At 45.4% G+C, this 21,109-nt stretch carries 19 protein-coding genes; 6 read left to right on the top strand and 13 right to left on the bottom strand.

The genetic code is table 11. The features are described from left to right. Positions 1-8 precede the first annotated feature (8 nt). Positions 9-770 (top strand): DsbA family protein, encoded by a 762-nt coding sequence (locus tag ACLWOR_RS17690; protein ID WP_413942144.1) that lies wholly within the window; start codon positions 9-11, stop codon positions 768-770. Between the two features lie 35 nt (positions 771-805). Here ACLWOR_RS17690 and ACLWOR_RS17685 read toward each other — a convergent pair whose 3' ends face one another. Continuing rightward, positions 806-1,609: a hypothetical protein gene (locus tag ACLWOR_RS17685; protein WP_413942143.1), complete on the bottom strand. Its 804-nt coding sequence runs from the start codon at positions 1,607-1,609 to the stop codon at positions 806-808. Between the two features lie 8 nt (positions 1,610-1,617). Continuing rightward, positions 1,618-3,624 (bottom strand): alkyl/aryl-sulfatase, encoded by a 2,007-nt coding sequence (locus tag ACLWOR_RS17680; protein ID WP_413942142.1) that lies wholly within the window; start codon positions 3,622-3,624, stop codon positions 1,618-1,620. Between the two features lie 236 nt (positions 3,625-3,860). On the opposite strand from ACLWOR_RS17680, the gene ACLWOR_RS17675 reads away from it, so the two are divergent. Continuing rightward, complete coding sequence (locus tag ACLWOR_RS17675; protein WP_413942141.1) at positions 3,861-4,730, top strand: S1 family peptidase; 870 nt, start codon at positions 3,861-3,863, stop codon at positions 4,728-4,730. Here the strand turns inward: ACLWOR_RS17675 and ACLWOR_RS17670 are convergent, their stop codons facing one another. Beyond that, positions 4,731-5,261 (bottom strand): DUF4142 domain-containing protein, encoded by a 531-nt coding sequence (locus ACLWOR_RS17670; protein ID WP_413942140.1) that lies wholly within the window; start codon positions 5,259-5,261, stop codon positions 4,731-4,733. Between the two features lie 241 nt (positions 5,262-5,502). On the opposite strand from ACLWOR_RS17670, the gene ACLWOR_RS17665 reads away from it, so the two are divergent. Next, entirely contained in the window at positions 5,503-6,462 is a 960-nt protein-coding gene (locus ACLWOR_RS17665; protein ID WP_413942139.1) for an SDR family oxidoreductase, read from the top strand. 3 nt (positions 6,463-6,465) lie between these two features. On the opposite strand, the gene ACLWOR_RS17660 is transcribed toward ACLWOR_RS17665, so the two are convergent. Continuing rightward, positions 6,466-7,497 (bottom strand): SDR family NAD(P)-dependent oxidoreductase, encoded by a 1,032-nt coding sequence (locus ACLWOR_RS17660; RefSeq protein WP_413942138.1) that lies wholly within the window; start codon positions 7,495-7,497, stop codon positions 6,466-6,468. A gap of 188 nt (positions 7,498-7,685) precedes the next feature. Here ACLWOR_RS17660 and ACLWOR_RS17655 point away from each other — a divergent pair, with 188 nt between their 5' ends. Continuing rightward, the gene (locus ACLWOR_RS17655; protein WP_413942137.1) at positions 7,686-8,249 is read left to right on the top strand and encodes an SRPBCC family protein; all 564 of its coding nucleotides are present in this window, start codon (positions 7,686-7,688) and stop codon (positions 8,247-8,249) included. Positions 8,250-8,255: 6 nt separating this feature from the next. Here ACLWOR_RS17655 and galE read toward each other — a convergent pair whose 3' ends face one another. The 6 genes from galE to ACLWOR_RS17625 all read right to left on the bottom strand — a co-directional run bounded on the left by galE (position 8,256) and on the right by ACLWOR_RS17625 (position 15,218). Continuing rightward, positions 8,256-9,275 carry a UDP-glucose 4-epimerase GalE gene (gene galE, locus ACLWOR_RS17650; protein ID WP_413942136.1) on the bottom strand — a complete coding sequence of 340 codons (1,020 nt, stop codon included), beginning with the start codon at positions 9,273-9,275 and terminating at the stop codon, positions 8,256-8,258. Next, complete coding sequence (gene glf, locus ACLWOR_RS17645; protein ID WP_413942135.1) at positions 9,272-10,435, bottom strand: UDP-galactopyranose mutase; 1,164 nt, start codon at positions 10,433-10,435, stop codon at positions 9,272-9,274. Before glf ends, galE begins: the two co-directional genes overlap by 4 nt. A gap of 12 nt (positions 10,436-10,447) precedes the next feature. Next, positions 10,448-12,610 (bottom strand): family 1 glycosylhydrolase, encoded by a 2,163-nt coding sequence (locus tag ACLWOR_RS17640; protein ID WP_413942134.1) that lies wholly within the window; start codon positions 12,608-12,610, stop codon positions 10,448-10,450. Beyond that, positions 12,601-13,746, bottom strand: a complete 1,146-nt coding sequence (locus tag ACLWOR_RS17635) for a glycosyltransferase family 1 protein (RefSeq protein ID WP_413942133.1) — start codon at positions 13,744-13,746, stop codon at positions 12,601-12,603. Before ACLWOR_RS17635 ends, ACLWOR_RS17640 begins: the two co-directional genes overlap by 10 nt. A gap of 249 nt (positions 13,747-13,995) precedes the next feature. Continuing rightward, the gene (locus ACLWOR_RS17630; RefSeq protein WP_413942132.1) at positions 13,996-14,325 is read right to left on the bottom strand and encodes a hypothetical protein; all 330 of its coding nucleotides are present in this window, start codon (positions 14,323-14,325) and stop codon (positions 13,996-13,998) included. 215 nt (positions 14,326-14,540) lie between these two features. Next, entirely contained in the window at positions 14,541-15,218 is a 678-nt protein-coding gene (locus ACLWOR_RS17625) for a KGG domain-containing protein (RefSeq protein WP_413942131.1), read from the bottom strand. 234 nt (positions 15,219-15,452) lie between these two features. Between ACLWOR_RS17625 and ACLWOR_RS17620 the strand changes: the two genes are divergently transcribed. Both ACLWOR_RS17620 and ACLWOR_RS17615 read left to right on the top strand, forming a co-directional pair. After that, positions 15,453-17,282, top strand: a complete 1,830-nt coding sequence (locus tag ACLWOR_RS17620) for a glycoside hydrolase family 2 protein (RefSeq protein ID WP_413942130.1) — start codon at positions 15,453-15,455, stop codon at positions 17,280-17,282. A gap of 163 nt (positions 17,283-17,445) precedes the next feature. Further along, a complete protein-coding gene (locus tag ACLWOR_RS17615; protein ID WP_413942129.1) occupies positions 17,446-18,615 on the top strand; it encodes a zinc-dependent alcohol dehydrogenase in 1,170 nt (389 codons plus the stop codon). 159 nt (positions 18,616-18,774) lie between these two features. Here ACLWOR_RS17615 and ACLWOR_RS17610 read toward each other — a convergent pair whose 3' ends face one another. From ACLWOR_RS17610 to ACLWOR_RS17600, 3 genes are all read right to left on the bottom strand, one after another. Further along, positions 18,775-18,975 (bottom strand): hypothetical protein, encoded by a 201-nt coding sequence (locus ACLWOR_RS17610; RefSeq protein WP_413942128.1) that lies wholly within the window; start codon positions 18,973-18,975, stop codon positions 18,775-18,777. A gap of 14 nt (positions 18,976-18,989) precedes the next feature. Beyond that, positions 18,990-20,099: a Gfo/Idh/MocA family protein gene (locus ACLWOR_RS17605; RefSeq protein WP_413942127.1), complete on the bottom strand. Its 1,110-nt coding sequence runs from the start codon at positions 20,097-20,099 to the stop codon at positions 18,990-18,992. Between the two features lie 136 nt (positions 20,100-20,235). Then, on the bottom strand, positions 20,236-20,994 hold the full coding sequence (locus ACLWOR_RS17600; protein ID WP_413942126.1) for a hypothetical protein: 759 nt from the start codon (positions 20,992-20,994) through the stop codon (positions 20,236-20,238). Between the last annotated feature and the right edge of the window lie 115 nt (positions 20,995-21,109).

Below are 21,109 nucleotides of genomic sequence, written 5' to 3'. Positions count from 1 at the left end.
AGATTTTTATGAAGAAGCTTTTGCTTCTAGGGCCTCTTTTTGTCTTCACGGCCTGTGCAACGAAAGAAAGTCAGATTGCCGATTACCTTAAAAAGAATCCAAAGCTTGTCTTTGACGTGATCGAAGAAAATCCGGAGCAATTTATCGAAGTAGTGAATCGGGCTGCACGAAAGGCTCAGGAGGGAATGCAACAAAAGCAACTTTCCGAAATGCGCCAACAACAACAGGAGCAAATAAAAAATCCGTTGAAGCCTGATTTAGAAAAAGGTCGTCAGTTAGTGGGCGACGCAAATTCTAAAATCACAATTGTTGAGTATGCCGACTTTCAATGTCCAGCCTGCGGAGCTGCGTTCGGAAGTCTGAAGCAGATCAAAGAGAAATATAAAGGACAAGTTCAGTTCTATTACAAGAACATGCCACTTAGCTTTCATAAACAAGCAGAGCCCGCAGCCCGTTATTACGAAGCCGTATTTTTGCAGGACAAAACCAAAGCTTTAAAATATTACGAATATATTTTTGAGAATCAAAGTCGCATGCGAGACGATGCTTTTCTTAAAGACGCCGCTAAGAAATTGGGCGTCGATATGAAAAGATTGGCGACTGATTTAAATTCAGAAAAGGTCACGGCGCGTATCGAGAGTGATATGGCCGAATTTGAAAAGTTTGGTTTTACAGGAACACCCGTAATCCTGGTGAATGGGGTGGCTTTGCACGGAGCTCAGCCATTTGAAGAAATTGAACGGGTTATTGGCGAAACTCTTAAAAACTAAAAAGGGGGACGAGGCTGCCGGAATTTCTTGAGCTCTTAAGGCCCATTCATTGGAAATTGCATATTCAGACCCACAAAGGTTTGATAGTTTGGAGCGCCATCGCCCTCATGTGCAATGGTCCATTGAGGTTCCGCAAAAAGATTGATGGCAGTACCTCCTTCTGTCTTCCAAATTTTCCCAAGGCCCGCACCCACCGGCATATTGTAGTCGCCGGTTTCCCAATTAAAAAACCAGATTCCCGCAGAGCGAAAGTAAAATGCATTTGGCAAGTTGTGAATAAAGAACGGCTGCAGAGTCGCAATATTCTGAGTAGGACGATCGGCATCTCCACCTATATCATGTTGATATGTTAAGAGAGCCCCGACCATACCTGAAGGACTTGGTTTGATAGCTGTTGCAGAAAGACCAATTTGCCATTTACCAGCGCCGGTTTCATCTTTGGAGGCTGTTGGGAACACAAAGTAGGGACCGACTCCCAATTCAAATTCACCGCCATGACCTGGAAGTAAAAATATATCGAACAAATTCATATCCCCCATTCCCGTGACTTTGTCACCATCAGGACCGGGTACAGATTGATAGGGAATCGAGAGGCGGGCCAATTGCGGCGCACCTCCCAATTTATGAGGAAGTGCTCCGCGCAGATAGAAGGTATTCGCCTCTTCATCTGTTCCAAAAATGGAAGAGGTGATATAGTCATGAAAATTCAAACCAAACATCGGCGTGAGTGGATTGTTGGATTTATTCATGTCTTCTGTACTGACTTCGGCCTGAGCCGTGAGCGGCAGCAGTATCGCAATCAGTAAGCGGCTTATCCATTTTTCAGGCAGAGTTCTCATGTGTTCTCCTAATCTTTGCTGCTGAGCTCAGCAATCGGTTTTTCGCTTGGAACTTTTCTTTCTTCAACCGGCGTTACCAAGTTAAAGCGATTGTCAAATGTATCAAGCATTGCGACCAATTCGTTGATGGATTGGGTTTTACCTGAAATTTTCAGAAGCCCTGCTTTTTGAATTTGTTCAGGGGTTTCCATGCCTGAGAGAAGTTTACCGACCGCTGACGATTTTACTTCAAGAACGCTATCAAATTTTTCGTTTGGAAGTGCCTTTGAGGAAACCAGAACGGAATTATTCAAGACCAAGCTGTATTTCTCATTGGTATCTGTCGTATTCAGACCGAGACGAATGGTTTTACCATTGGCTTTTTCGGGATTGATGCGAAGGCTCGTATAATCAAACAACATCGCAAGGGGCAACGATCCCGGATCCACGACTGGCGGAGCCATATTCGTTTTGCCATCGCGAAGTTCTTTGGCAGCTGTAAGATAAAAATCTCTCCATGGACCTGATTCAGCCTGGAAACCCAGTTGCTCAAGAGCTGCGGCTTGGAGCTGAATGGCATCTTTGTTGGTTGGACTTGCGTAAACCAAATGATTCACGACTTCAGCAGTCCAGCGATAGTCGCCCTTGTTGAAAGCTTCTCTTCCGATTTTCAGAACCTTTGCGGGGCCACCCATTGCCTGAACATAGCGTTTCGCAGCTTCCACTCTTGGATGTTGATGAAGAGTCGCTGGATTTCCATTAAAGAAGCCAAGGTAGAGCTGATAGGTTGCTTTGACGTTGTGATTCAAAGAACCGTAGTATCCCCGGTTGTAGAATTTTTTGCCCAATGAATCTGGAAGTTTGATTCTCTCGGCGATCTCTTCTGCGTCATAACCTTGGTTGGCAAGTCGAAGCGTTTGATCATTGATAAATTTGTACATGTCGCGCTGATCGGTAATGTATTGGCGAATTTTTGCATTACCCCAACGTGGCCAGTGGTGAGACGCGAAAGCAACTTCGGCTTGATCGCCAAACATTTCAAGCGTTTTTGAGAGCGCGCTAGACCAAACCAGGGGACTGCGAACTTTGGCTCCGCGAAGAGTGTACAAGTTATGCATGGTCGCGACGGTGTCTTCGGAGAGGCAGAGAGCTTTGAGTTGCGGAAAATAGAAGAGCATTTCAGAAGGCGCTTCCGTTCCAGGTGCCATTTGGAAAACGACATCAATTCCATCGATAGTCATTTTCTCTCCGGTTTTCGTGATGAGTTTCGTTGGTACGGCTATGGAGTGGGTTCCGTCAGATACCCCAGGTCCCAGACCTGTTCCTAAATTTCCGATTGGACTGTTGGGTAGAAAGTTTCCGTACATAAATGTGGCGCGACGACTCATGATATTGCCTGCAAAAAGATTTTCGCTCACGGCTTCTTCTATAAAGTGCTCAGGTGCAATGATCGGAATTTTTTTTGCTTTGATATCTTCAGCAGTGAGGATTCCCAAAACGCCACCGAAATGGTCAGCATGACTGTGAGTGAAAATGACGGCTGAGATTGGGCGTTTTCCGAGTTTTTCGTTTACTAGATTCATTCCTGCCGCAGCTGTTTCAACAGAGCTCAGGGGATCGATGACGATCCAACCACTTTTTCCTTCGATCAAAGTCATATTTGAAATATCAAGCCCACGGATTTGATAGATTTTATCTGAGACCTTAAAAAGACCACTTTGAGATGTCAGTTGGGACTGGCGCCAGAGGCTCGGATTTGCGGTATCTGGTGCAGGTTTGTTTGCTAAGAAACTAAATGCCTCGGTGTCATAGGGCGTCCTTGAAGTTTTAATTATTGGGTTGGCCAATTTTGCAATGAGTCCTCGGGTGGCAAGATCAAAATCTTCGCGGTCAGAAAAATTCAGCTCGTTTAGAACGGCCTGATTTGCTTTTTTAGTAAATGAAGTGGCCGTACCAGGCGCGGGAAGTTTTTCGACTGCGTAAGCCGACATTGAGAGGGCTGTGATAAAAGCCACTGGTAAACAAAAAAGATTCATTCATTCCTCCTTGAATGCCACATCTTTTCACATGCGGCAAAAGAGAGGAAATGCGGTGACAGCGGAATGCAACAATGCAGATTTTGTTTAATGGTCCAGTGTTATTTGTTAGGCTGCGAGAGCTCAGAATGAATCCGCGGGTTCGGGGGGGGCCCCTGAAATTATTACTTTCCGGAATCCTCTCTTGTTCTTGGGGGCGAGCTGGTTTTATAGTGCCGATCCGTAGGGGATTTGGGATGCGTTTGCAATTCAGTTTGGTCATTGTGAGTTTCGCTCTGCTGGTTTCTTGCCAACCGCAACGTCGTGTTGACACTGTTGCGGGCGGGGACGCGCAAACTGAATCATCCGGCATTATTGGCGGAGTTGTTGCGGCCGAAAACCAATTTCCCTTCGCGGTCAATATCTGGTTCGATAGCCCCCAAGACAACTATGTAGCTCATCTTTGTGGTGCGAGTTTAATAAATAAAAATTGGGTTCTTACAGCTGCTCATTGTGTCTTAGAAGATGAATCTGAAAGCAGTATGCGAGTTGTTAAGCCCAGCAAACTCAAAATGTACATCGCCAGCAATCAGCATAGCGGTGATGGCGGAAAGCTATTAAAAATAAAATCGATCTTCGTTCATCCTGAATTTTCTTGGCCTCGTTTTGATGTGGCACTCATTGAACTGACGGAAAGCGTGACGGATGTTCTTCCCGTCGCGTTGGGATCTGAAGACTTGGGAAATTCGAGTGAGACGGTCACTGTGATCGGCTGGGGCCTAATGGACTCGATTGGGAAAAATGAAAGTTCTCTTTTAAGAAGTGTTTCCGTGAATTTACTTCCTCGATCAACCTGTGCACTCGATGCATTCGCTGTCGAGAGAGGTATTGAAGTCGGTCGCGATATGCTCTGTATCGAAACAAACAATCATAAAACGAGTTCCTGCCCTGGAGACAGTGGCGGCCCGCTGTTAAAAAAGACGGCTTCCGGGTATCAGCAAATTGGCATTGTAAGCTGGGGTTCTGCTTGCGGTGGTTCTCGCCAAAAACTGACGTCAAGTGCCGCAGGATATTCGGATGTCTCTGCAGCACTTCCGTGGATCGAAAAATTAATATTTAAAAAATAATTACTGTGTCGTCGTCGTATCAGTCATGGACGATTGGATCTCTTTGGCTTTGCTCAAGTGTTGTTCGACGTGGGTCTTTGTTTCGTTTAAAAAATTCTTAAATTGAGGGTTTTGGGCTTGCGGAATAAGTTTTGTCTCTAAGTCCGTCAGAAGCTGTTGGTGCATTGCCACTTGGGTGCCTATATAAGCTCTATCGAAGTCAGCACCCTTTTTCTTTTTTAGTTCTGCGAGCTGGTCCTTGGCAGTTGCTTTTAAATTTTTGGCTTCTTCATTAGACTTGGCTTTGATTTTTTCGTCCTTAGTAATTTTCTTACCTTGCTTCATATTATTCGTGTGCTCATTGATCATATGTTCTGCAAAGTCTTTTACGGCACTGGATGAGGCTCTGGATTTTGCAAGTTTAGCAGCATCAATTTCAGCATCATTAGCTGTCATCATGATTTCGGCGATTTCTTGATCTGCTAGGGCCCAAGCGGATGAAGCAAAAGACATACACAACATTATAACAAGAAATAAATTTGGTATTTTCATTTTATTCTCCTTTATGAGTTTATGGAGGTATCATTTGAAAAAACCAATTCCTGGGTCAATTGCGAAAGATTGAGTGGCACACTTGTAAGTGAGAGACTGCTGTTTGCGTGCTTCATGCAAAATGCCAGAAAATACAGAGTGAATCTTCACAAAGCTCCAAACATTTCTAGTCAAGATTTAATAGAACTGTAAGGTCAAATAAGATGCGGAGAAGAGATGCTTAGAATCAAAGGGAGGTGTCATGGCTGAAAATAAAATCAAACTTCGCCCATTGGCGGAGCAAGTCATTGTTATTACTGGCGCGACCAGTGGAATCGGATTGGCAACGGCGGAAATGGCGGCGGAGAGAGGTGCGTCCGTTGTCTTAAGCTCGAGAAACGAAGAGGATCTGGAGCAGATCATTCAGCGTCTTCAAAGTGCAGGGTACAAGGCTCGAGGGGTCAACGCTGATGTGTGTAAAATGACTGATTTAGAAAATCTCGCACAAGTAGCCATAGAGACTTTCGGTCGTATCGATACTTGGGTTAACAATGCCGGTGGCTCGATATATGGTCCTCTTCTTGAAATTCCTGAAGAAGAAGAGCGAGCGTTGTTCGATGTAAACTTTTGGGGTGTGCGCAATGGTTGTCGTGTGGCTTTTCAACACATGAAAGAAAATGGCGGTGCTATCATCAACTTGGGAAGTGAAGTTTCTGTCCGCTCTCTACCATTGCAAGGGATGTACTCTGCAACCAAACACGCAGTGAAAGCTTATACGGATGCTTTGCGGATGGAACTGGAGCATGATGGGTATCCGATCTCGGTTTCCTTGATTCGTCCCACTGCCATCAATACCCCCTTTGCCGAACATGCTGTAAACCATTTGCGTTCGGGAGAGCCCTCATTACCGGATCCGATTTATCACCCTGACTATGTAGCAGAGGCAATTTTAAAATGTGCAACTGATGTGATTCGCGATGTGTTTGTTGGTGGACCTTCGAAAATGAGTGCTGTTATGGAATTTATCATGCCGGGGATGACCGATAAACATATGGAGAAAAGCAGCTACAAGGATCAAAGTGCTGGCGAAAGTATTCCTCATGAAGAAGGGCAAGAAGGCCTACATCATGCCCCCGCACATGAGGGAAATGTATTCGGTCATCACAAAGGTAAAAAAACCAAACAGCGTTCTGATATGAAGACCCCTGAAGCGAAGCACTGATATTTAAACAATAGGACCTTCATTGTTTCTCTCAGCAGCATTTTGAGAACTGCGAGTGAGGATAGACGGAGAGATGCGGGAATGCGCATCTTTCCCTTCCACTGCCGACATTTTTCCGTCTAGAGGCGTGGGGAGGAATGAGTTTGCTAAAAACATCAGGTCGGCAAATACATTTGGAAAATACCCTTGAAGGGCCGCGGCGATTCTTGTGGATAGCGAAACTAGAACTTCCGCTTTTCCGTATTCGCTTGCTTGAACGATTTTTCGCGCGACCTTATCGGCATTCTTGCTTAAGAATGGCATTGATGAAAGCACCGAAAACCAAGCGTATTCTTTTTTGACTTGTCCTTTGAAATTCGCATGGTCGATAGAACCGGTGCGCATGACACTCGGGCTGACAGTTGTAACATAAATTTTGCGGGCTGCAAGTTCAGCACGCAAAGTGCGAGAGTAACCGACCAAGGCGTGTTTCCCTGCGCAATAGGCAGAAAGATGCGGGAACGGAACCAATCCTCCAATCGAGGCAATGTTCACGATACGACAGCCCGCTTGAAGGTGCGGGAGAGCCGTTTCAATCATGTAGTAGGGACCCCAGAAATGTGTTGATATAGAATCGGTAAAATCAGTTTCGGTTGTGTTTTCAATGGGGGCAGTCGATATCACGCCGGCGTTGTTGACGACAATATCAATTTGCCCAAAATCTTGGATGACTTGAGCAATGCATTTTTCAACTTGTTCTCGTTGTTTAGAATCGCAGACATAGTATTGAACCCAGGATTCAGGAGAATCAAACTGAATAATATTTTTTGCTCTTTTGAGCTCAGCTTCATCCCTTGCGAAAAGAGCGACGCTGGCGCCTTTTTGTGCGTAACATTGAGCAATTAAAAGTCCCAATCCTCTAGAACCGCCATTTATAACAACGACCTTTCCATGCGAGGAGCGAAAGCGAAACTCGCCGCGCAAGCGAGCCAAAATCCATGTCGAGAAAAGTCCAACACCGAGAAGAGAAAATATTTTTTTCGCTGGGCGGTTCATAGATCACCTCTTTTATTTTTTTATCTTATCTTGCCGGAGGACGCTCTTGTAGTTGTCAATTTACCGGTAGGGCTGTGTATTTTAAATTTTTTGTTCATAATCAAGCTGCCTCGACTAGGGCTTCTCTCGAAATCCGATAAAATGAAGTGAGAAATGAAGTGAGAAATGAAGAGGAAAAGGAGAGTCACATGGATCCCACAGAAACAGTTCCTCCCGAGGAACAGCAAGAACGTTTGCAAAAAAAAGGAATTTTTACGACGGAAGCTATCACTATTTTAGCCCCGCCGGAAACTTTGTATCACCTTTGGATGAACCCTCAAAATTTTCAAAACTTATCCGATCAACTTGAGTCGGTAACAAAGATTTCTGAGACTAAAACTCATTGGGTGTGGAGAGCTTTGAAAGATCGAACTCGCATCGAGTGGGACAGCGAAATTGTAGAAAAGAAAGAGAATCAATATATCGCTTGGCGCTCGACTCTTCATGAAAATCTTCTTATCTCCGGTCGGGTCGAGTTTGATCTTTTGCCCTATGGCCGCGGCACAGTCGTAAGAGTGAAGCTGGGATACGATGTTCCTATTGGAAAGATGGCGGTGCTGCTCGAGAAAGTACTCGGTGAGTCGCCGCATCGAAATTTAAAACTGTTTTTGGTTCGACTTCGTCAATTTATGGAAACCGGCGAACTGGCGAGGGTTGAGGGGCAGTCCGCCGGCAATGATAGAGACAAAGAAACCAATACAGCTTTGCACTAGGACATATCAGAAAAAGTACCACGCAGGTTTTTGTTGCGTGGTGCTTTTATAGCCGATGGGATGAAGGCGATGCCAATCCCAAGCATGTTGTATGATATCACCTAAATCAGAATAACGTCTGGTCCAACCCAGATCTTTAAAGATTTTCTCACTAGAAGCGATCAAAACTGCGGGATCACCGGCGCGACGTTCTTCTTTGATGACGGAAAAATTGATTCCGGTTACTTTCTGGCACTCCATGATGACTTCATGGACTGAAAATCCTTTTTCGCTGCCAAGGTTATAGACATTGCCAGACATTTCTTCGATTTTTTCGAGGGCAAGGGTGTGGGCTTTGGCGAGATCACTCACATGGATATAGTCACGGACACAGGTTCCATCTGACGTTTCATAATCAGTGCCAAAAACTCGAACCTCAGGTTTTCCCGTGAGTGCCGATTTAAGTATTCTTGGAATCAAATGAGTTTCGTGCGGATGGTCTTCACCGATTGTAGAATCGGGGTGAGCACCTGCTGCATTAAAGTAACGAAGAACAATATAGGATATTTCGTAAGCTTGAGCGAAATCCGATAAAATATTTTCCACCATCAGTTTGGATCGACCGTAAGGATTTTTCGGCTGCAAACGATGCGACTCTGTTATCGGTAAGAACTCGGGTTCACCATAGACCGCTGCCGTGGATGAGAAAACTATTTTTCGAATGTGGCAGTTTTTCATCGCCTCAAGCAAAATAAGAGTCTGGGAAAAGTTATTTTGATAGTACTTAGCCGGATCAGCGACACTTTCGCTCACTTCGATAAATCCTGCGAGGTGAGCCACGGCCTCTATATCTTCTTCGGTGAAAAGTGACTCTAATAGGTAGTAATCACTGATACTGCCTTTGACAAACTGGGCTCGTGGATCGACGGCGACAAGATGACCATGAGAAAGATTATCTAAGACAACAACTTCATGTCCTGACCCAATAAGATCCCGTACGACATGACTCCCGATATAACCTGCGCCACCGGTAACTAGAACTTTCATTTGAGGCTCCTTTGCAGTGGATCTTGACTAAATTTTCGCCAATGTTTCTGTTCTGTGGTCAGACAATGAAGAGCAAGGTCAAGGGATTCACCGATCACGACATGCATGTCGAGATATCGATAAGTTCCCAGACGTCCAATAAAAGTAACATTGCTTGTTTGTTCCGCAGCTTCAACATAACGCTCTAGAATTTGCAGATCCTCTTTTAAACGAAGTGGGTAAAATGGCGTATCACCGGGCTTGGCCAGATCGCTGTATTCTTTAAAGCAAATGGTCTGAGCGTGGTGCTCCCACGGAGCAAAGTGTTTATGTTCTGAAATACGCGTGTAAGGCACACCTTCCTCGCAATAGTTCATAACTGCATTTCCTTGGAAATCACCCTCTTGAACAAATCTCTCAAAGTGCAAGGTGCGATAGCGCAACCGGCCTAAGGAATATTTAAAATAGGCATCAATAGGGCCACTCCAAAAGAGATGATCAAATTCCTGACTTTCACCTTGACGATATTCTTTGCCGAGATGAACGTGAATGGCCGGATGGTCCAAAATTCTTTCCACCAAGACGGAGTATCCTTCAGTGGGAATGCCTTGATATTTTTGATTGTAGTAGTTGTCGTCGTAATTAAAACGCACGGGAAGTCTTTTAAGGATCGAGGCGGGAAGTTCTTTTGGATCCACGCCCCATTGTTTTTTTGTGTAGCCACGGAAAAAATTTTGGTACAAATCACGTCCCAAAAATTTAAGAGCCTGATCTTCAAATGATTCAACGGGATCAATGCTTGTGTCAGCTTGCTGTTGCAAATAGAGTTCTGCTTCTTGGGGATTGAAGCGCTTACCGAAGAACTGATTGATGGTATGAAGATTGACTGGAAGCGAGAAAACACCTTTCTCTGTGACTGCCTTTACTCTGTTTGTGAATGGCCTGAATTCCCCCCAAGAGTTAATATAATTCCAAACATCTTCACGACTGGTGTTAAAAATGTGCGGTCCATATTCATGGACCATAATATCGGTTCCTTTATCTCGCTGCGTGTGACAATTGCCTGCCACGTGTTTTCGCTTCTCATAGATCGTGATGTCATAGTTTTCTGTTTCCGCAAGTTCTCGTGCTAAGACGGCCCCTGCGAAACCAGCTCCGACGATTGCAACGCGTTTTTTCATTTTGTATCTCCTTTATGCGAACTCAGCAGTTTTGAGATAATTGAATATAGCGGATTCAAGCCCTGGCAGAATCTTGACCTTTTCACTCGTCAAGCTGCTATTAGTTGGCCGGGTCGCGCGGAAATTAAACGTTTCTTGCGAGCACGAAACTAGAAATGAATATTTGCTGAGGCCGGACAAGCGATGAGCATAGGAGGCAAATTCGTACCACGAAACTTTTCCCTCATTTACGAGATGAATAATTCCCGACTCTTTATCGATCAAAAGATCTAAGCTTGCATGTACCAAGTCTGGTAAATAAGTGGGCGATACAGAAATGTCGCGAGGAGCGTAGAACACCTGATTGCTGCGCAGAGTTCGAAAGCATTTGGCAAGAAAGTTGTTCTGATCCCAAGGGCCAAAAAATGCGGAACTACGAATAATCAGCGCTTGCGGATAAGAGGACAAAATAAAGCTTTCTGCTGCAGCTTTGGACCGCCCATAAGCATTGACTGGTTTTGTTTTATCACTTTCGGTGTAGCTGCGACTTTGATTTCCATCGAAAACAAATCCTGATGAAAAAGTCAGAAATTGAATTTTTCTTTTTTTACACTCTTCGGCAAGAACTTGGGGGCCAACCACGTTGGATCGGAAACAGAGAGTTGTTTCGGTTTCGGCTTTGTCGATGTGTCGATAACCAGCAGTATTGATTACGGCCCATGGTGAAATTTGATCAAAAACCTTCTTTACGGCCGAGGCATCGGCAATATCTAGGTTTGCTTTCGACAAAACATAAAATGGAATATTTCTTTCTGAACAAATCCGCGCAAACGCATTGGCAAGGCTTCCGCCTCCACCGGTGATTAAAATGGGTTTTGCAGAACTTCTCAATAGCGGACATGACATATGCTCCTGCGTAGGAGCATATCGAACTCGCAAATGATGTTTTTTCCATTTCTCTTCTTGAATGAGAGGATGGGTGTATGTTTTTTCTTGCGCTAGCGATTTAACCATTTCAGCGATGAGTGTTTTGCGTGGTTTTTTGGAAGCGGTGTTTAGGTCGAATACACCGGATTCGTAGAAATTGACGTCGTGTTTACAGAGTACATTCCAGTTAAAGCTTCCAAGTAAACTCCATGCGGTGACGGCACGAATGTCGGCTCCTTCTTCGTTGAGCTGACGTGCGCTCTCCCAGGCTTCCATCAACCATCGAATTTGGGTTTCCCGATGTCCACGGATATGGACCTCTGTAATCGCCATGGGGCAGTGATAGCGATCCCAGGCTTCGCGCAAAATTTCTTTCATAGATGGAGATTCTGCCTGACCCGTATCAGCCGCACTGACATCGGCGTAGGCATCACGACCATTTCCACCCCAATAGTGTTGGGGATATAGTTCAAGACGGTGATCTAAAAAGCGATTGGATAAGTTATAATGATTAACTCCCAAAATGTCGGGCGTAGTTGCGTTGTCTTTAATCCATTGAATTTCTTCGCGAGTCAGATGTGTTAGTAAATAATTATAAAGAGTGTGAGTCGCATCAACCCGACCAAATAGAAAATCAAATGAAAGCCAGCGGCGTTCGTTTTCAAAGTGCATTTGATATTCCAAGGGCTTGGTGCTTTGCGTGCGACCCAGGTCGTCTGTCACGATGATTTCAGCGTCGGGTGTTACAGAACGAATCGCACGAACCGCGAGAATATGTGCGCGGCACTGATTGTACAAGGCTCGAACAAAATCCGCATCCGTACTTTTATGCGGATACCAATGTCCATAAAGACAGCTGAAACGAGCTGTCGTCAGTATTTCATTGATCGGTGTGAAGTCTTTGATCCAAGGATATCGTTGAGCAAACGCCTTTGCGTAGGCAGCGAACTTTTCCGGGAACTCAGGATCTAAAAGATTGGTATCAATGGGACCACTCCCATGATGAAGAAGCCCGGCAATCGGGCGGAGTCCTGCATGTTTCAGTGCCGCCATTTTTTCATCAAGACATTGCCAATCATAGACTTCTGAAGAAACCGGGCACGCGATTTCCCATAGGCACGGATAACGAATGCGCTCTGCCTTCAAAGAGGCAAATGATTTTATTTCTTCAGTTCGCTGAAGGTGAAGGCTTTTTTCAAGCTGGCTGTGGAACGTGTCTTGGATCCGATTGTGTGTGCACTCTAATCCGATCCACATTTTCAGAGGCATAGGTCACCTCTTTGTTGAAGTGCTTTAGCCTCGAGGGCTGACATTTCCTCCCAGGTATAATCCCATGAAATTGTTTTTAAAAATGAATCGATGGCATCGAGCTGTTGCGGATCGCGATCGTTGCGGAGAATTTTTTCCGCTGCAGCCACAAATTCTTCTGCCGTATCAGCTATTGCGACTAGAGAGCGTTCTCCATAAGTACTGACAACATCGCGGATGGAAGTTGAAATAACCGGCAAACCAGCTGACAGATATTCAGGAGTTTTCGTTGGGCTGATAAAATGGGTGCTTTCATTTTTAGCAAACGGCATCAGGGCGCAGTCCCACGAGCTCATATAAGAAGGAAGATCCGTGTAGCGCTTCATGCCCAGATAATGAATATTATCAAGCTTGGGTAGTGACTCGGGCGAAATTTTGACGATCGGTCCCAGTAAGACGAAGTGCCAATCGGGACGCAGGCGGGCCATTTTTTCTAAAAGAGAAATATCCATTCGCTCATCAATAACGCCCGCAAATCCAAGTCGGGGATGAGGAATGCATTCTTGGTCTTCAGGTTCAATCAGTTTGGACCGCGCATTCCAAAAATGTTCGCGATCGATCGCGCTTGGAAAAGCGTGAACGTTATCATGTTTTTTACGTTTCTCTTCGTATAGGGAATGTCCTCCGGTGAACACCACGTCTGCTCGCTCAAGCAAAGATCTTTCTTTCTCGATAATTTCTTTAGGTGCGGCTTTGAAATTTGCAAGCTCATCCATGCAATCATAAATCACCACGTCTGCGGTGAGGTGATCCGAGTAGTGTAAGGCCATGGGAGTGTAATACCAACAATTGTAGCGATCGATATTTTCTCCTTGAATCATCTCATCGAGGAGTTTGCGAACAATCGCCGATTGTTGAGTGTGAGATAAGTGAGGAGGAACGTGAGGAACCGCGACGAAGAGATCAGGAGCTTCTTCTTCTAAACTTAGATAAGCTTCATAGATGTTTTCTACGAGACATTCCTCAATAAAATACACGCGACGATGTTGCGCAAAACGAGTCATGAGATGTTGCGGACGCTGAAATACAAAGTTCCAGCGAAGATGAGAAAACACAAGGAGATCGTGCTTGAGACAAACGGCATCGTTCTTTTTCATAGTTCAGTCCTATCTATTTGTGCTGTTGATTTTGAAAACCAGGATTGAACAAACTAAAAGAAAAACTGTTCTTTGCAAGACCACGAATGCGCAGTCATCAAAAAACAAAAAATGAATGATGAACCTTATCATGTTTGAAGGGCTTGTGATGAAATCATCACAAAGATTTCTTTTATGAATTATATGAAGAGAGGGCAAAAATTTTCAGTGTATTTTTTTGCCCTCAAGATTTCTTAAAAAGAAAAAATATTACTCTGTATCTGTGTTGTCTTGAGTGGTGCCACTACCACGATTTGTGCCACTGTTTCGAGTTCCGCCGGAGCCCTTACCATATTCCTCAGTGGTATTTCCTTTGCCGATTCGTTTTTTCTTTTGATTTCGATGATCGGGATTTTGCAATCTTTCCTGTTCGGCAGTTCGCGGCGTGTTCGAGTCGGTGGTGCTTCTATCAATTGTGCCGGATGTGGAGTCGTCATATGTTCCTGACGTGCCGCTTGAACCACTTGTTCCGCCGGTTCGAGCTTCTGTTAAACTTGTCGTGGCAAAGATGACAAGTATTATAGATATCGCAAATTTCATAAAACCTCCTTGATGGCTCAGGTAGCTGAGCATCTGCCCACAGGGTGAACTCATCAAAAGTATTTGCAAATTTTCGTGAGGATCTTGGATATTTACAAAAAGCGAACGTGTTAAAGGAATTTTTTATGATGGATTGTGGGAATTTTTGAGACGAGACATATTCGAATGACAGTCAGGCGGGAAGCCTGCGTAAAGCAGACTTCCCAGAGGTGGTCTTAGTGACGACCTTGACGGTAGTCACTTTCCTCGTAATCTTCGTCCGTATCATAATCTGATTCGTCTTCGTCGAAATCTTCTTCGTCCTCATCCTCGTCATAGCGAGAGCGAGCACTCATTCTTTCATCATCATTATAGTCTTCTTCTTCATTCCAACGTCCGCGACGTTGCCCACCTTCTTCATAGTCATATTGACCTTGTCCGCCTCTTGAGCGGCGACCCTGGCGAGAATAGCTCTCTTCGCTTTCACCATCTCCGCCTCTCCCGCCGTGGCTGGCTCTACCGCCCATTGCTGCAATTTCGCGGCGTTCTTCAGGCGACATTGCTGCGAAGCCTCTTCGTGACGAAGTGCTGCGACCTTGTGAGCCACTGCGGCCTTGTGTAGAGTATGAGCTGCGACCTTGCGATGATCGGCCTTGGCGTGAAGATCCGCGGCCTGATTCTTCTTCACTTTGTCGTCCGCCACCATGGCTGGCACGGCCACCCATTGCTGAAATACGACGATGTTCTTCAGGTGACATCGCTGCAAACCCGCGCCCTCCGCCCCGAGATGATGAGGATCGGGAAGAGGAACTGCGAGAAGAAGAGCTGCGTCCTCCGCCTCTGCTGCTTGCTGAGCGTCCCCCTTGCGAGCGTGAAGAACTTCGTCCTGATTCTTGTGTCTGTCTTGATGGCATGGAAACCCCCTAAAAAAGCCTTTCGGCAATGATGTTAATGAGTCATCACAAAAAATAATTGCGTGCTCTTGTTTCGTGGAAGCCATAAAAAAGTTGAACGAAATATTTTTCAAGTGGCGTTGGTGAAATTGAAGAAATACAAAAATGATGTTGTGTATTTTTTCGGAAGCGATGAATAAAGAGCCTCAGAATTTTTCTCAGTCTTATTCTTAAAAAGATGAAAGACGGTGAATCATGTCAGAAAAGTTTGAAACATATCCAAGAAAAAATATTAGGCGCGAGCAATGGATGACATTGAACGGCACGTGGCAGTTCACTTTCGATGATGACGAAGAGTTTAGTCATCCATCGCAAGTTAAAAGTTGGGATCGGACGATTCAAGTTCCTTTTTCGCCAGAGTCACCTGCAAGTGGAATCAACGATCCTGGTTTTCATAATAGATGCTGGTATCGAAGGGAATTTCACGTGCAGAAATCAGACAAAAGAATTCTTCTGCATTTTGGTGCGGTCGATTACACAGCTCATGTCTGGTTGAACTCGACGTTCTTGGGATTTCACCAAGGGGGACATACACCTTTTTCATTCGATATCACTGATGTTTTAAATACCGATGGCACGCAGGAGCTTGTGGTGTGTGCTGATGACGATCCTTTGGATTTAGCTAAACCTCGAGGTAAACAAGATTGGCAAAAGAATCCACACAGTATTTGGTATCCGCGTACGACGGGAATCTGGCAAACCGTGTGGTGGGAAGAAGTCGCTCCAACTTATATAGAGAAAGTGCGACTTGTACCACAAGTGGAAAGATGGGAAGTCGGCTGTGAAGTCTTTGTCGGCGGGGCGTGCTCGAAGGGAATGCGACTGCGTGTGCAGTTAAAATGCGAGGGAAGGCTTTTAGCTGATGATTCGTACGAAGTCATGCACAAGGAAGTGCATCGACGGATTGCCTTGTCGGACCCAGGTATCGATGATTCTCGAAATGAATTATTATGGAGTCCCGAGAAGCCGACACTGATAGAAGTGAGATTAGAACTTATCTTAGGCGATACGGTCATCGATCGAATTGAGTCTTACACCGCTTTACGAAGTGTTGCATTCAGTGGGGATCGATTTTTACTAAATGGTCGCCCTTACTACTTGCGAATGCTATTGGATCAAGGGTACTGGCCCGAGACTTATCTGACACCTCCTTCGTCACAAGCTCTTCGTTATGATGTTGAATTAATCAAGGCCGCAGGATTCAACGGCGTTCGCAAGCATCAAAAGATCGAAGACCCGGATTTTCTCTACTGGGCGGATGTCTTAGGTTTGGTTGTTTGGGAGGAGATGCCCAGTGCCTACCGATTTACACACGAGTCTGTTGAACGGATCATTCAAGAGTGGATTGAAGTGATTGACCGCGATATGAATCATCCCTGCATTGTGATGTGGGTGCCATTTAACGAATCTTGGGGCGTACCGGACTTAGCAGAGAAAGAAAGTCATCAACATTGCGTTCAAGCTCTTTATCATACTACAAAAACATTAGACCCCACTCGTCCTTGTATTGGAAACGATGGTTGGGAAAGCACGGCAACGGATCTTTTGGGGATTCATGATTATGATGATCAACCCGAGCGCTTGCTTCGCAAATACAATAGCCAAACCAATGTAGCTGACATGTTAAGCCGCTATCGCCCTGGGGGACGGGTTCTGACAGTGGAAGGATATCCTCACGGAGGATTGCCGATCATGATCACCGAGTTTGGTGGAATTTCATTTGTGAGCCCAAGCGAGGGCGGCGTGACCTGGGGTTATTCGTCGGCGCAATCTTCTCGGGATTTTCGGAAGCGCTATGAGAAATTATTAGAAGCAGTTCATCGCATCGAAATCTTCTGTGGCTTTTGCTATACGCAGTTCACCGATACATTTCAAGAAGCCAACGGATTATTTCGCGCCGATCGAACACCGAAATTTTCGATTCGAGCTATGGCGCGAGCGACTCGTGCTGCGGGATATTCACGCGGAGAGCTGACTTCGACTCCTCAGCCGCCGCCATTGCCAGAGCCCGAACCAGAAGAGTGAAATATGTGTCTTGAATGTGCCTGAGGACAATAGTGTGAAGTTGACAGAAAGAATTCCTGACGTTCATCGGGAAGAATAAAATGAATGTTCGCAAGGTCGCAGGAGGTAGTTGAGTTTCCCAGGTGCCGCTTTAATTTGGAAATATATGAGACAAGGAGGTCTTATGAAAGCCGTGTGTTGGCAAGGAACAAAAAGAGTGGAAGTACAAAATGTTCCTGATCCGCGACTGTTAAACCCGCGAGATATTATTGTGAAAATCACCTCAACGGCTATCTGCGGGTCAGATCTCCATCTCTACGATGGCGTTATTCCCACCATGCAAAAAGGCGATATCTTAGGACACGAGTTCATGGGCGAGGTTGTTGAAGTCGGTAAAGCGATTAAGAATCTCAAAGTAGGCAGTAAAGTTGTTGTTCCATTTAATATTTCATGTGGCTCGTGCTCACATTGTGGCAGGCAGGAATATTCTCTTTGTGACAATAGCAATCCGAAGCCTGAAGTAGCTGACAAAGTCTATGGTCATGGTGGAGCTGCCTTGTTTGGCTATTCTCATATGTATGGTGGCTACGCCGGTGGACAAGCAGAATATGTTCGTGTTCCCTACGGCGATGTTGGGCCTCTTGAAGTACCGGCCGATATTGATGACGACAAGGTCCTCTTTCTTAGTGATATTTTTCCGACCGGCTATATGGGTGCGGTGAATTGCGATATTCAACGCGGCGATGTGGTGGCGATTTGGGGTTGCGGCCCCGTGGGACTATTTTCGATTCAAAGTGCTTTCTTGTTGGGCGCGGAGCGTGTGATCGCCATCGATTGTGTACCCGAACGATTGGCCATGGCTAAAAATGTATGTGGCGCCGAAGTTTTGAATTATGAGGAAGTCGATGTGGTCGAAGAATTGAATTTAATGACGGGAGGCCGAGGACCTGACTCTTGCATTGATGCCGTCGGTATGGAAGCACATGGTACCGATTTCTATAGTAAATACGAAGTCGCAAAAATGACGGTTAAATTAACAACGGATCGCCCCATCGCTCTTCGTCAAGCGATCCAGGCCTGTCGTAAGGGCGGGAATATTTCCGTCAGCGGCGTTTATGGCGGATTTTTAGATAAAGTGCCATTTGGAGCAGCTTTCGCCAAAGGTTTAACATTTAAGATGGGGCAAACTCATGTGCGTAAGTATATGGAGACCTTGCTTCAATATGTTGTTGATGGACGTATCGATCCATCTTTTTTGATTACTCATAAAATCAACCTGCAAGAAGCTCCTGATGCTTATAAAAATTTTCGCGATAAAAAAGATGGCTGCATTAAAGTGGTGATAAAAAACTAGGACGATTATGAAAAATCAAAGACTCTACCAAAAGGATGAAACAAAGAAGGCCAGTAAAGTGGGCCGAATCAGTCATAGAACCCCCAAGAAACGAGGAGAGAAGGATGTGCTCGCGGATAATCCGCGCAGAAATGCGAATTATCCGGAGCGAGAGCAAGATTAGATACGGTACGGTTGACGGGGATAGCTCTGCTGGGCGCGACCGCTATGACGATAAGGAGACTCAAAGTCATAATCTTCTTCGTGGTACGGAGGTAAATCACCTGCATTGCGAGGTGATGCCCGTCGGGCTCCTGCCTTCTTTGTTTTGTCTTTTTTGGTAGAACGAGTTTTTTTAGTATTTGTAGATTTAGTTGCCATGGTGATTTGCCTTCCTATTCGTGAGCTGGAGGTGCGTGGATTGTTTCAGGTTTTGCATGGCCCGGTTTTCGAATCATTTGTTTTGCCGTTGGACGACGTGCCTTGCTTGCGTACTCAAGCTTAACAGAACGCTTTGTGCGAGCTGATTCAAAAATAGCGTCGATAATTCGCAGATCATAAAGTCCTTCAATCGCAGAAGGCTCGGGTTCTTGGTTTTTCAAGATGCAGTTTGAGAAGTATTCCAGTTCCGGCGCAAATTGATCATGCTTTTTAAATTTTTTGACCTTTTCTTTTTCATTAATACTGGTCGTTAAAGTCATATCATCTGCATATTCGTAGGCTCCTTCCAAAGTGAGACAACCTTCCGAGCCGATTAAAGTGTACATTGCACTTGCTTCAGCACCAAAGCTCACGACGAAATTAGCAAGACGGGCTCCTTTAAAGCGAAGGGTCACGGCGGCCATTTCTTCCACTTCTGTGAAACGCGTGTCTTTCGGATTGCTCAGAAGTGTGGCCGATACTTCCACTGGTTCATCTTGGAAAAGGTAACGAGCAGCATTAATGCAATACGTGCCGATATCAAAAATAGGACCGCCGCCCATTTCGTATTTCAAACGAATATTATTGGGGTCTGTGACCTGATAGGTGAAAGTGGAGTTGAAGATACGGAGATCTCCGAGCTTACCGCTTTTGGCAATTTCGACCGCTTCTAGGTTTGCTGGATCAAAGTGAAGGCGATAAGCCACCATCATTTTAATATCGTTGTTTCGTGCAGAGCGAAGCATGCTCATACAGTCTTGAGCATTCAGAGCCATTGGTTTTTCGACGAGGACATGAATTCCATGTTGAGCGGCTTCTTCGGCGAAAGCTCGATGGTTGACATTGGGAGTGGCGATGTAAACGGCGTCGATCATGCCACTGCTGAGAAGTTTGTCGTAGTCGCGGTAGTTAAATAGATTTTTGACTTTATACTTGCGCCCCAGAGTTTTTAATTTTTCGTCGTCGCTTGACACGAGAGCGACGAGTTCAGAATTTTCAGATGCGTTCTTAAAAGCCGGTAATACGGCGACTTGTGCAATATTGCCAAGCCCTACCACAGCATAGCGAATTTTTTTATTTTTCATTCTTGTTTCCTCCGAAGTAAATGCATGCCAAAGGTTTTTGCTCTTTTCAAAAGCTCGTCTGTTTGGCTGCGGAAAAACAAGAGCTCGGAGAAAAAGATGACAGTCCTCGAATGTTCAGAGGACTGTCGAGTGTGATCTATCGATAGTTTTGTTGTTGACGATAAGGTCTGTCCTCAAAGTCTTCATCTGAATCGTAATCTTCATCCGTGTCGCGAGATCTTGTACTCATCGACTCGTTTTCGTCATAATCATTTTCATCATACATGTCTTCATTCTCATACCAAGGTTGTGATTGAGATTGAGATTGGTATCCACGCGAAGATGAGCTGCCTTGAGATCCGCTGCGACCGCCACCACGCTGACTGCCATAACCTTCGTTTTGATAGCCGCCGCCTTGATATCCGCCTTGTGACATACGCCCTTGGCTTGAACGACGGCCACCACGACCTCCGCTACTCATGCCTTCGTATTCACCGTATGATTCTCCTTCGTAACTTCCGCCTCCTCGACGTGAAGTCTCATAGCCTTGGTTCCAGTCATCATACTGGCCACCGCCTTGGGACATGCCACGAGAGCTTCCACCACGGCCACTTTCATAACCCCCACCATATTGTGAGCTGCCGCCGTATTGTGAGCCACTGCTCCCATATTGAGAACCGCTGCTTCCATATTGAGAGCCTCCGCCGTAACTTCCTGATTCACCGCCTCGACCTTGCCACTGTTGTTCCCCGCGGTTGCTACCACCGTATTCGTTTCGACCTTCGCCACGAGAACCGCCTCGGCCTGATGTCGAATACCCTCTACTGCCAGCGTTTGAACTGCTTTCGCGACTGCTTTGTCCGCGAGATTGATTACGTGATGATCCTCCACCACGAGAGCCAGATCGTGTTGCCATAGTTCCTCCTTTAAGCCGGGAATAACCCGGGAATGTGAAACTAATATAAAGAGAAATTTTTTCGAATCAGTATTACTCCGGCGGGGATGAGGAAATACAATTCAACGAACTTTTA

This window comes from Bdellovibrio sp. HCB2-146 (genome assembly GCF_047345725.1).
Classification (GTDB): Bacteria; Bdellovibrionota; Bdellovibrionia; order Bdellovibrionales; family Bdellovibrionaceae; genus Bdellovibrio.
Note: the sequence above shows the minus strand (reverse complement) of the source record. Positions and strands in the feature narration are given on the sequence as shown.

Bases quoted from the DNA above. Each gene is read 5' to 3' on its own strand.
- glf (WP_413942135.1), bottom strand. From the start codon at position 10,435: ATGAAAAAACGCGTTGCAATCGTCGGAGCTGGTTTCGCAGGGGCCGTC.
- ACLWOR_RS17670 (WP_413942140.1), bottom strand. From the start codon at position 5,261: ATGAAAATACCAAATTTATTTCTTGTTATAATGTTGTGTATGTCTTTT.
- ACLWOR_RS17680 (WP_413942142.1), bottom strand. From the start codon at position 3,624: ATGAATCTTTTTTGTTTACCAGTGGCTTTTATCACAGCCCTCTCAATG.
- ACLWOR_RS17605 (WP_413942127.1), bottom strand. From the start codon at position 20,099: ATGAAAAATAAAAAAATTCGCTATGCTGTGGTAGGGCTTGGCAATATT.
- ACLWOR_RS17610 (WP_413942128.1), bottom strand. From the start codon at position 18,975: ATGGCAACTAAATCTACAAATACTAAAAAAACTCGTTCTACCAAAAAA.
- ACLWOR_RS17640 (WP_413942134.1), bottom strand. From the start codon at position 12,610: ATGCCTCTGAAAATGTGGATCGGATTAGAGTGCACACACAATCGGATC.
- ACLWOR_RS17685 (WP_413942143.1), bottom strand. From the start codon at position 1,609: ATGAGAACTCTGCCTGAAAAATGGATAAGCCGCTTACTGATTGCGATA.
- galE (WP_413942136.1), bottom strand. From the start codon at position 9,275: ATGAAAGTTCTAGTTACCGGTGGCGCAGGTTATATCGGGAGTCATGTC.
- ACLWOR_RS17600 (WP_413942126.1), bottom strand. From the start codon at position 20,994: ATGGCAACACGATCTGGCTCTCGTGGTGGAGGATCATCACGTAATCAA.
- ACLWOR_RS17620 (WP_413942130.1), top strand. From the start codon at position 15,453: ATGTCAGAAAAGTTTGAAACATATCCAAGAAAAAATATTAGGCGCGAG.
- ACLWOR_RS17630 (WP_413942132.1), bottom strand. From the start codon at position 14,325: ATGAAATTTGCGATATCTATAATACTTGTCATCTTTGCCACGACAAGT.
- ACLWOR_RS17665 (WP_413942139.1), top strand. From the start codon at position 5,503: ATGGCTGAAAATAAAATCAAACTTCGCCCATTGGCGGAGCAAGTCATT.
- ACLWOR_RS17655 (WP_413942137.1), top strand. From the start codon at position 7,686: ATGGATCCCACAGAAACAGTTCCTCCCGAGGAACAGCAAGAACGTTTG.
- ACLWOR_RS17635 (WP_413942133.1), bottom strand. From the start codon at position 13,746: ATGAAAAAGAACGATGCCGTTTGTCTCAAGCACGATCTCCTTGTGTTT.
- ACLWOR_RS17675 (WP_413942141.1), top strand. From the start codon at position 3,861: ATGCGTTTGCAATTCAGTTTGGTCATTGTGAGTTTCGCTCTGCTGGTT.
- ACLWOR_RS17660 (WP_413942138.1), bottom strand. From the start codon at position 7,497: ATGAACCGCCCAGCGAAAAAAATATTTTCTCTTCTCGGTGTTGGACTT.
- ACLWOR_RS17690 (WP_413942144.1), top strand. From the start codon at position 9: ATGAAGAAGCTTTTGCTTCTAGGGCCTCTTTTTGTCTTCACGGCCTGT.
- ACLWOR_RS17625 (WP_413942131.1), bottom strand. From the start codon at position 15,218: ATGCCATCAAGACAGACACAAGAATCAGGACGAAGTTCTTCACGCTCG.
- ACLWOR_RS17615 (WP_413942129.1), top strand. From the start codon at position 17,446: ATGAAAGCCGTGTGTTGGCAAGGAACAAAAAGAGTGGAAGTACAAAAT.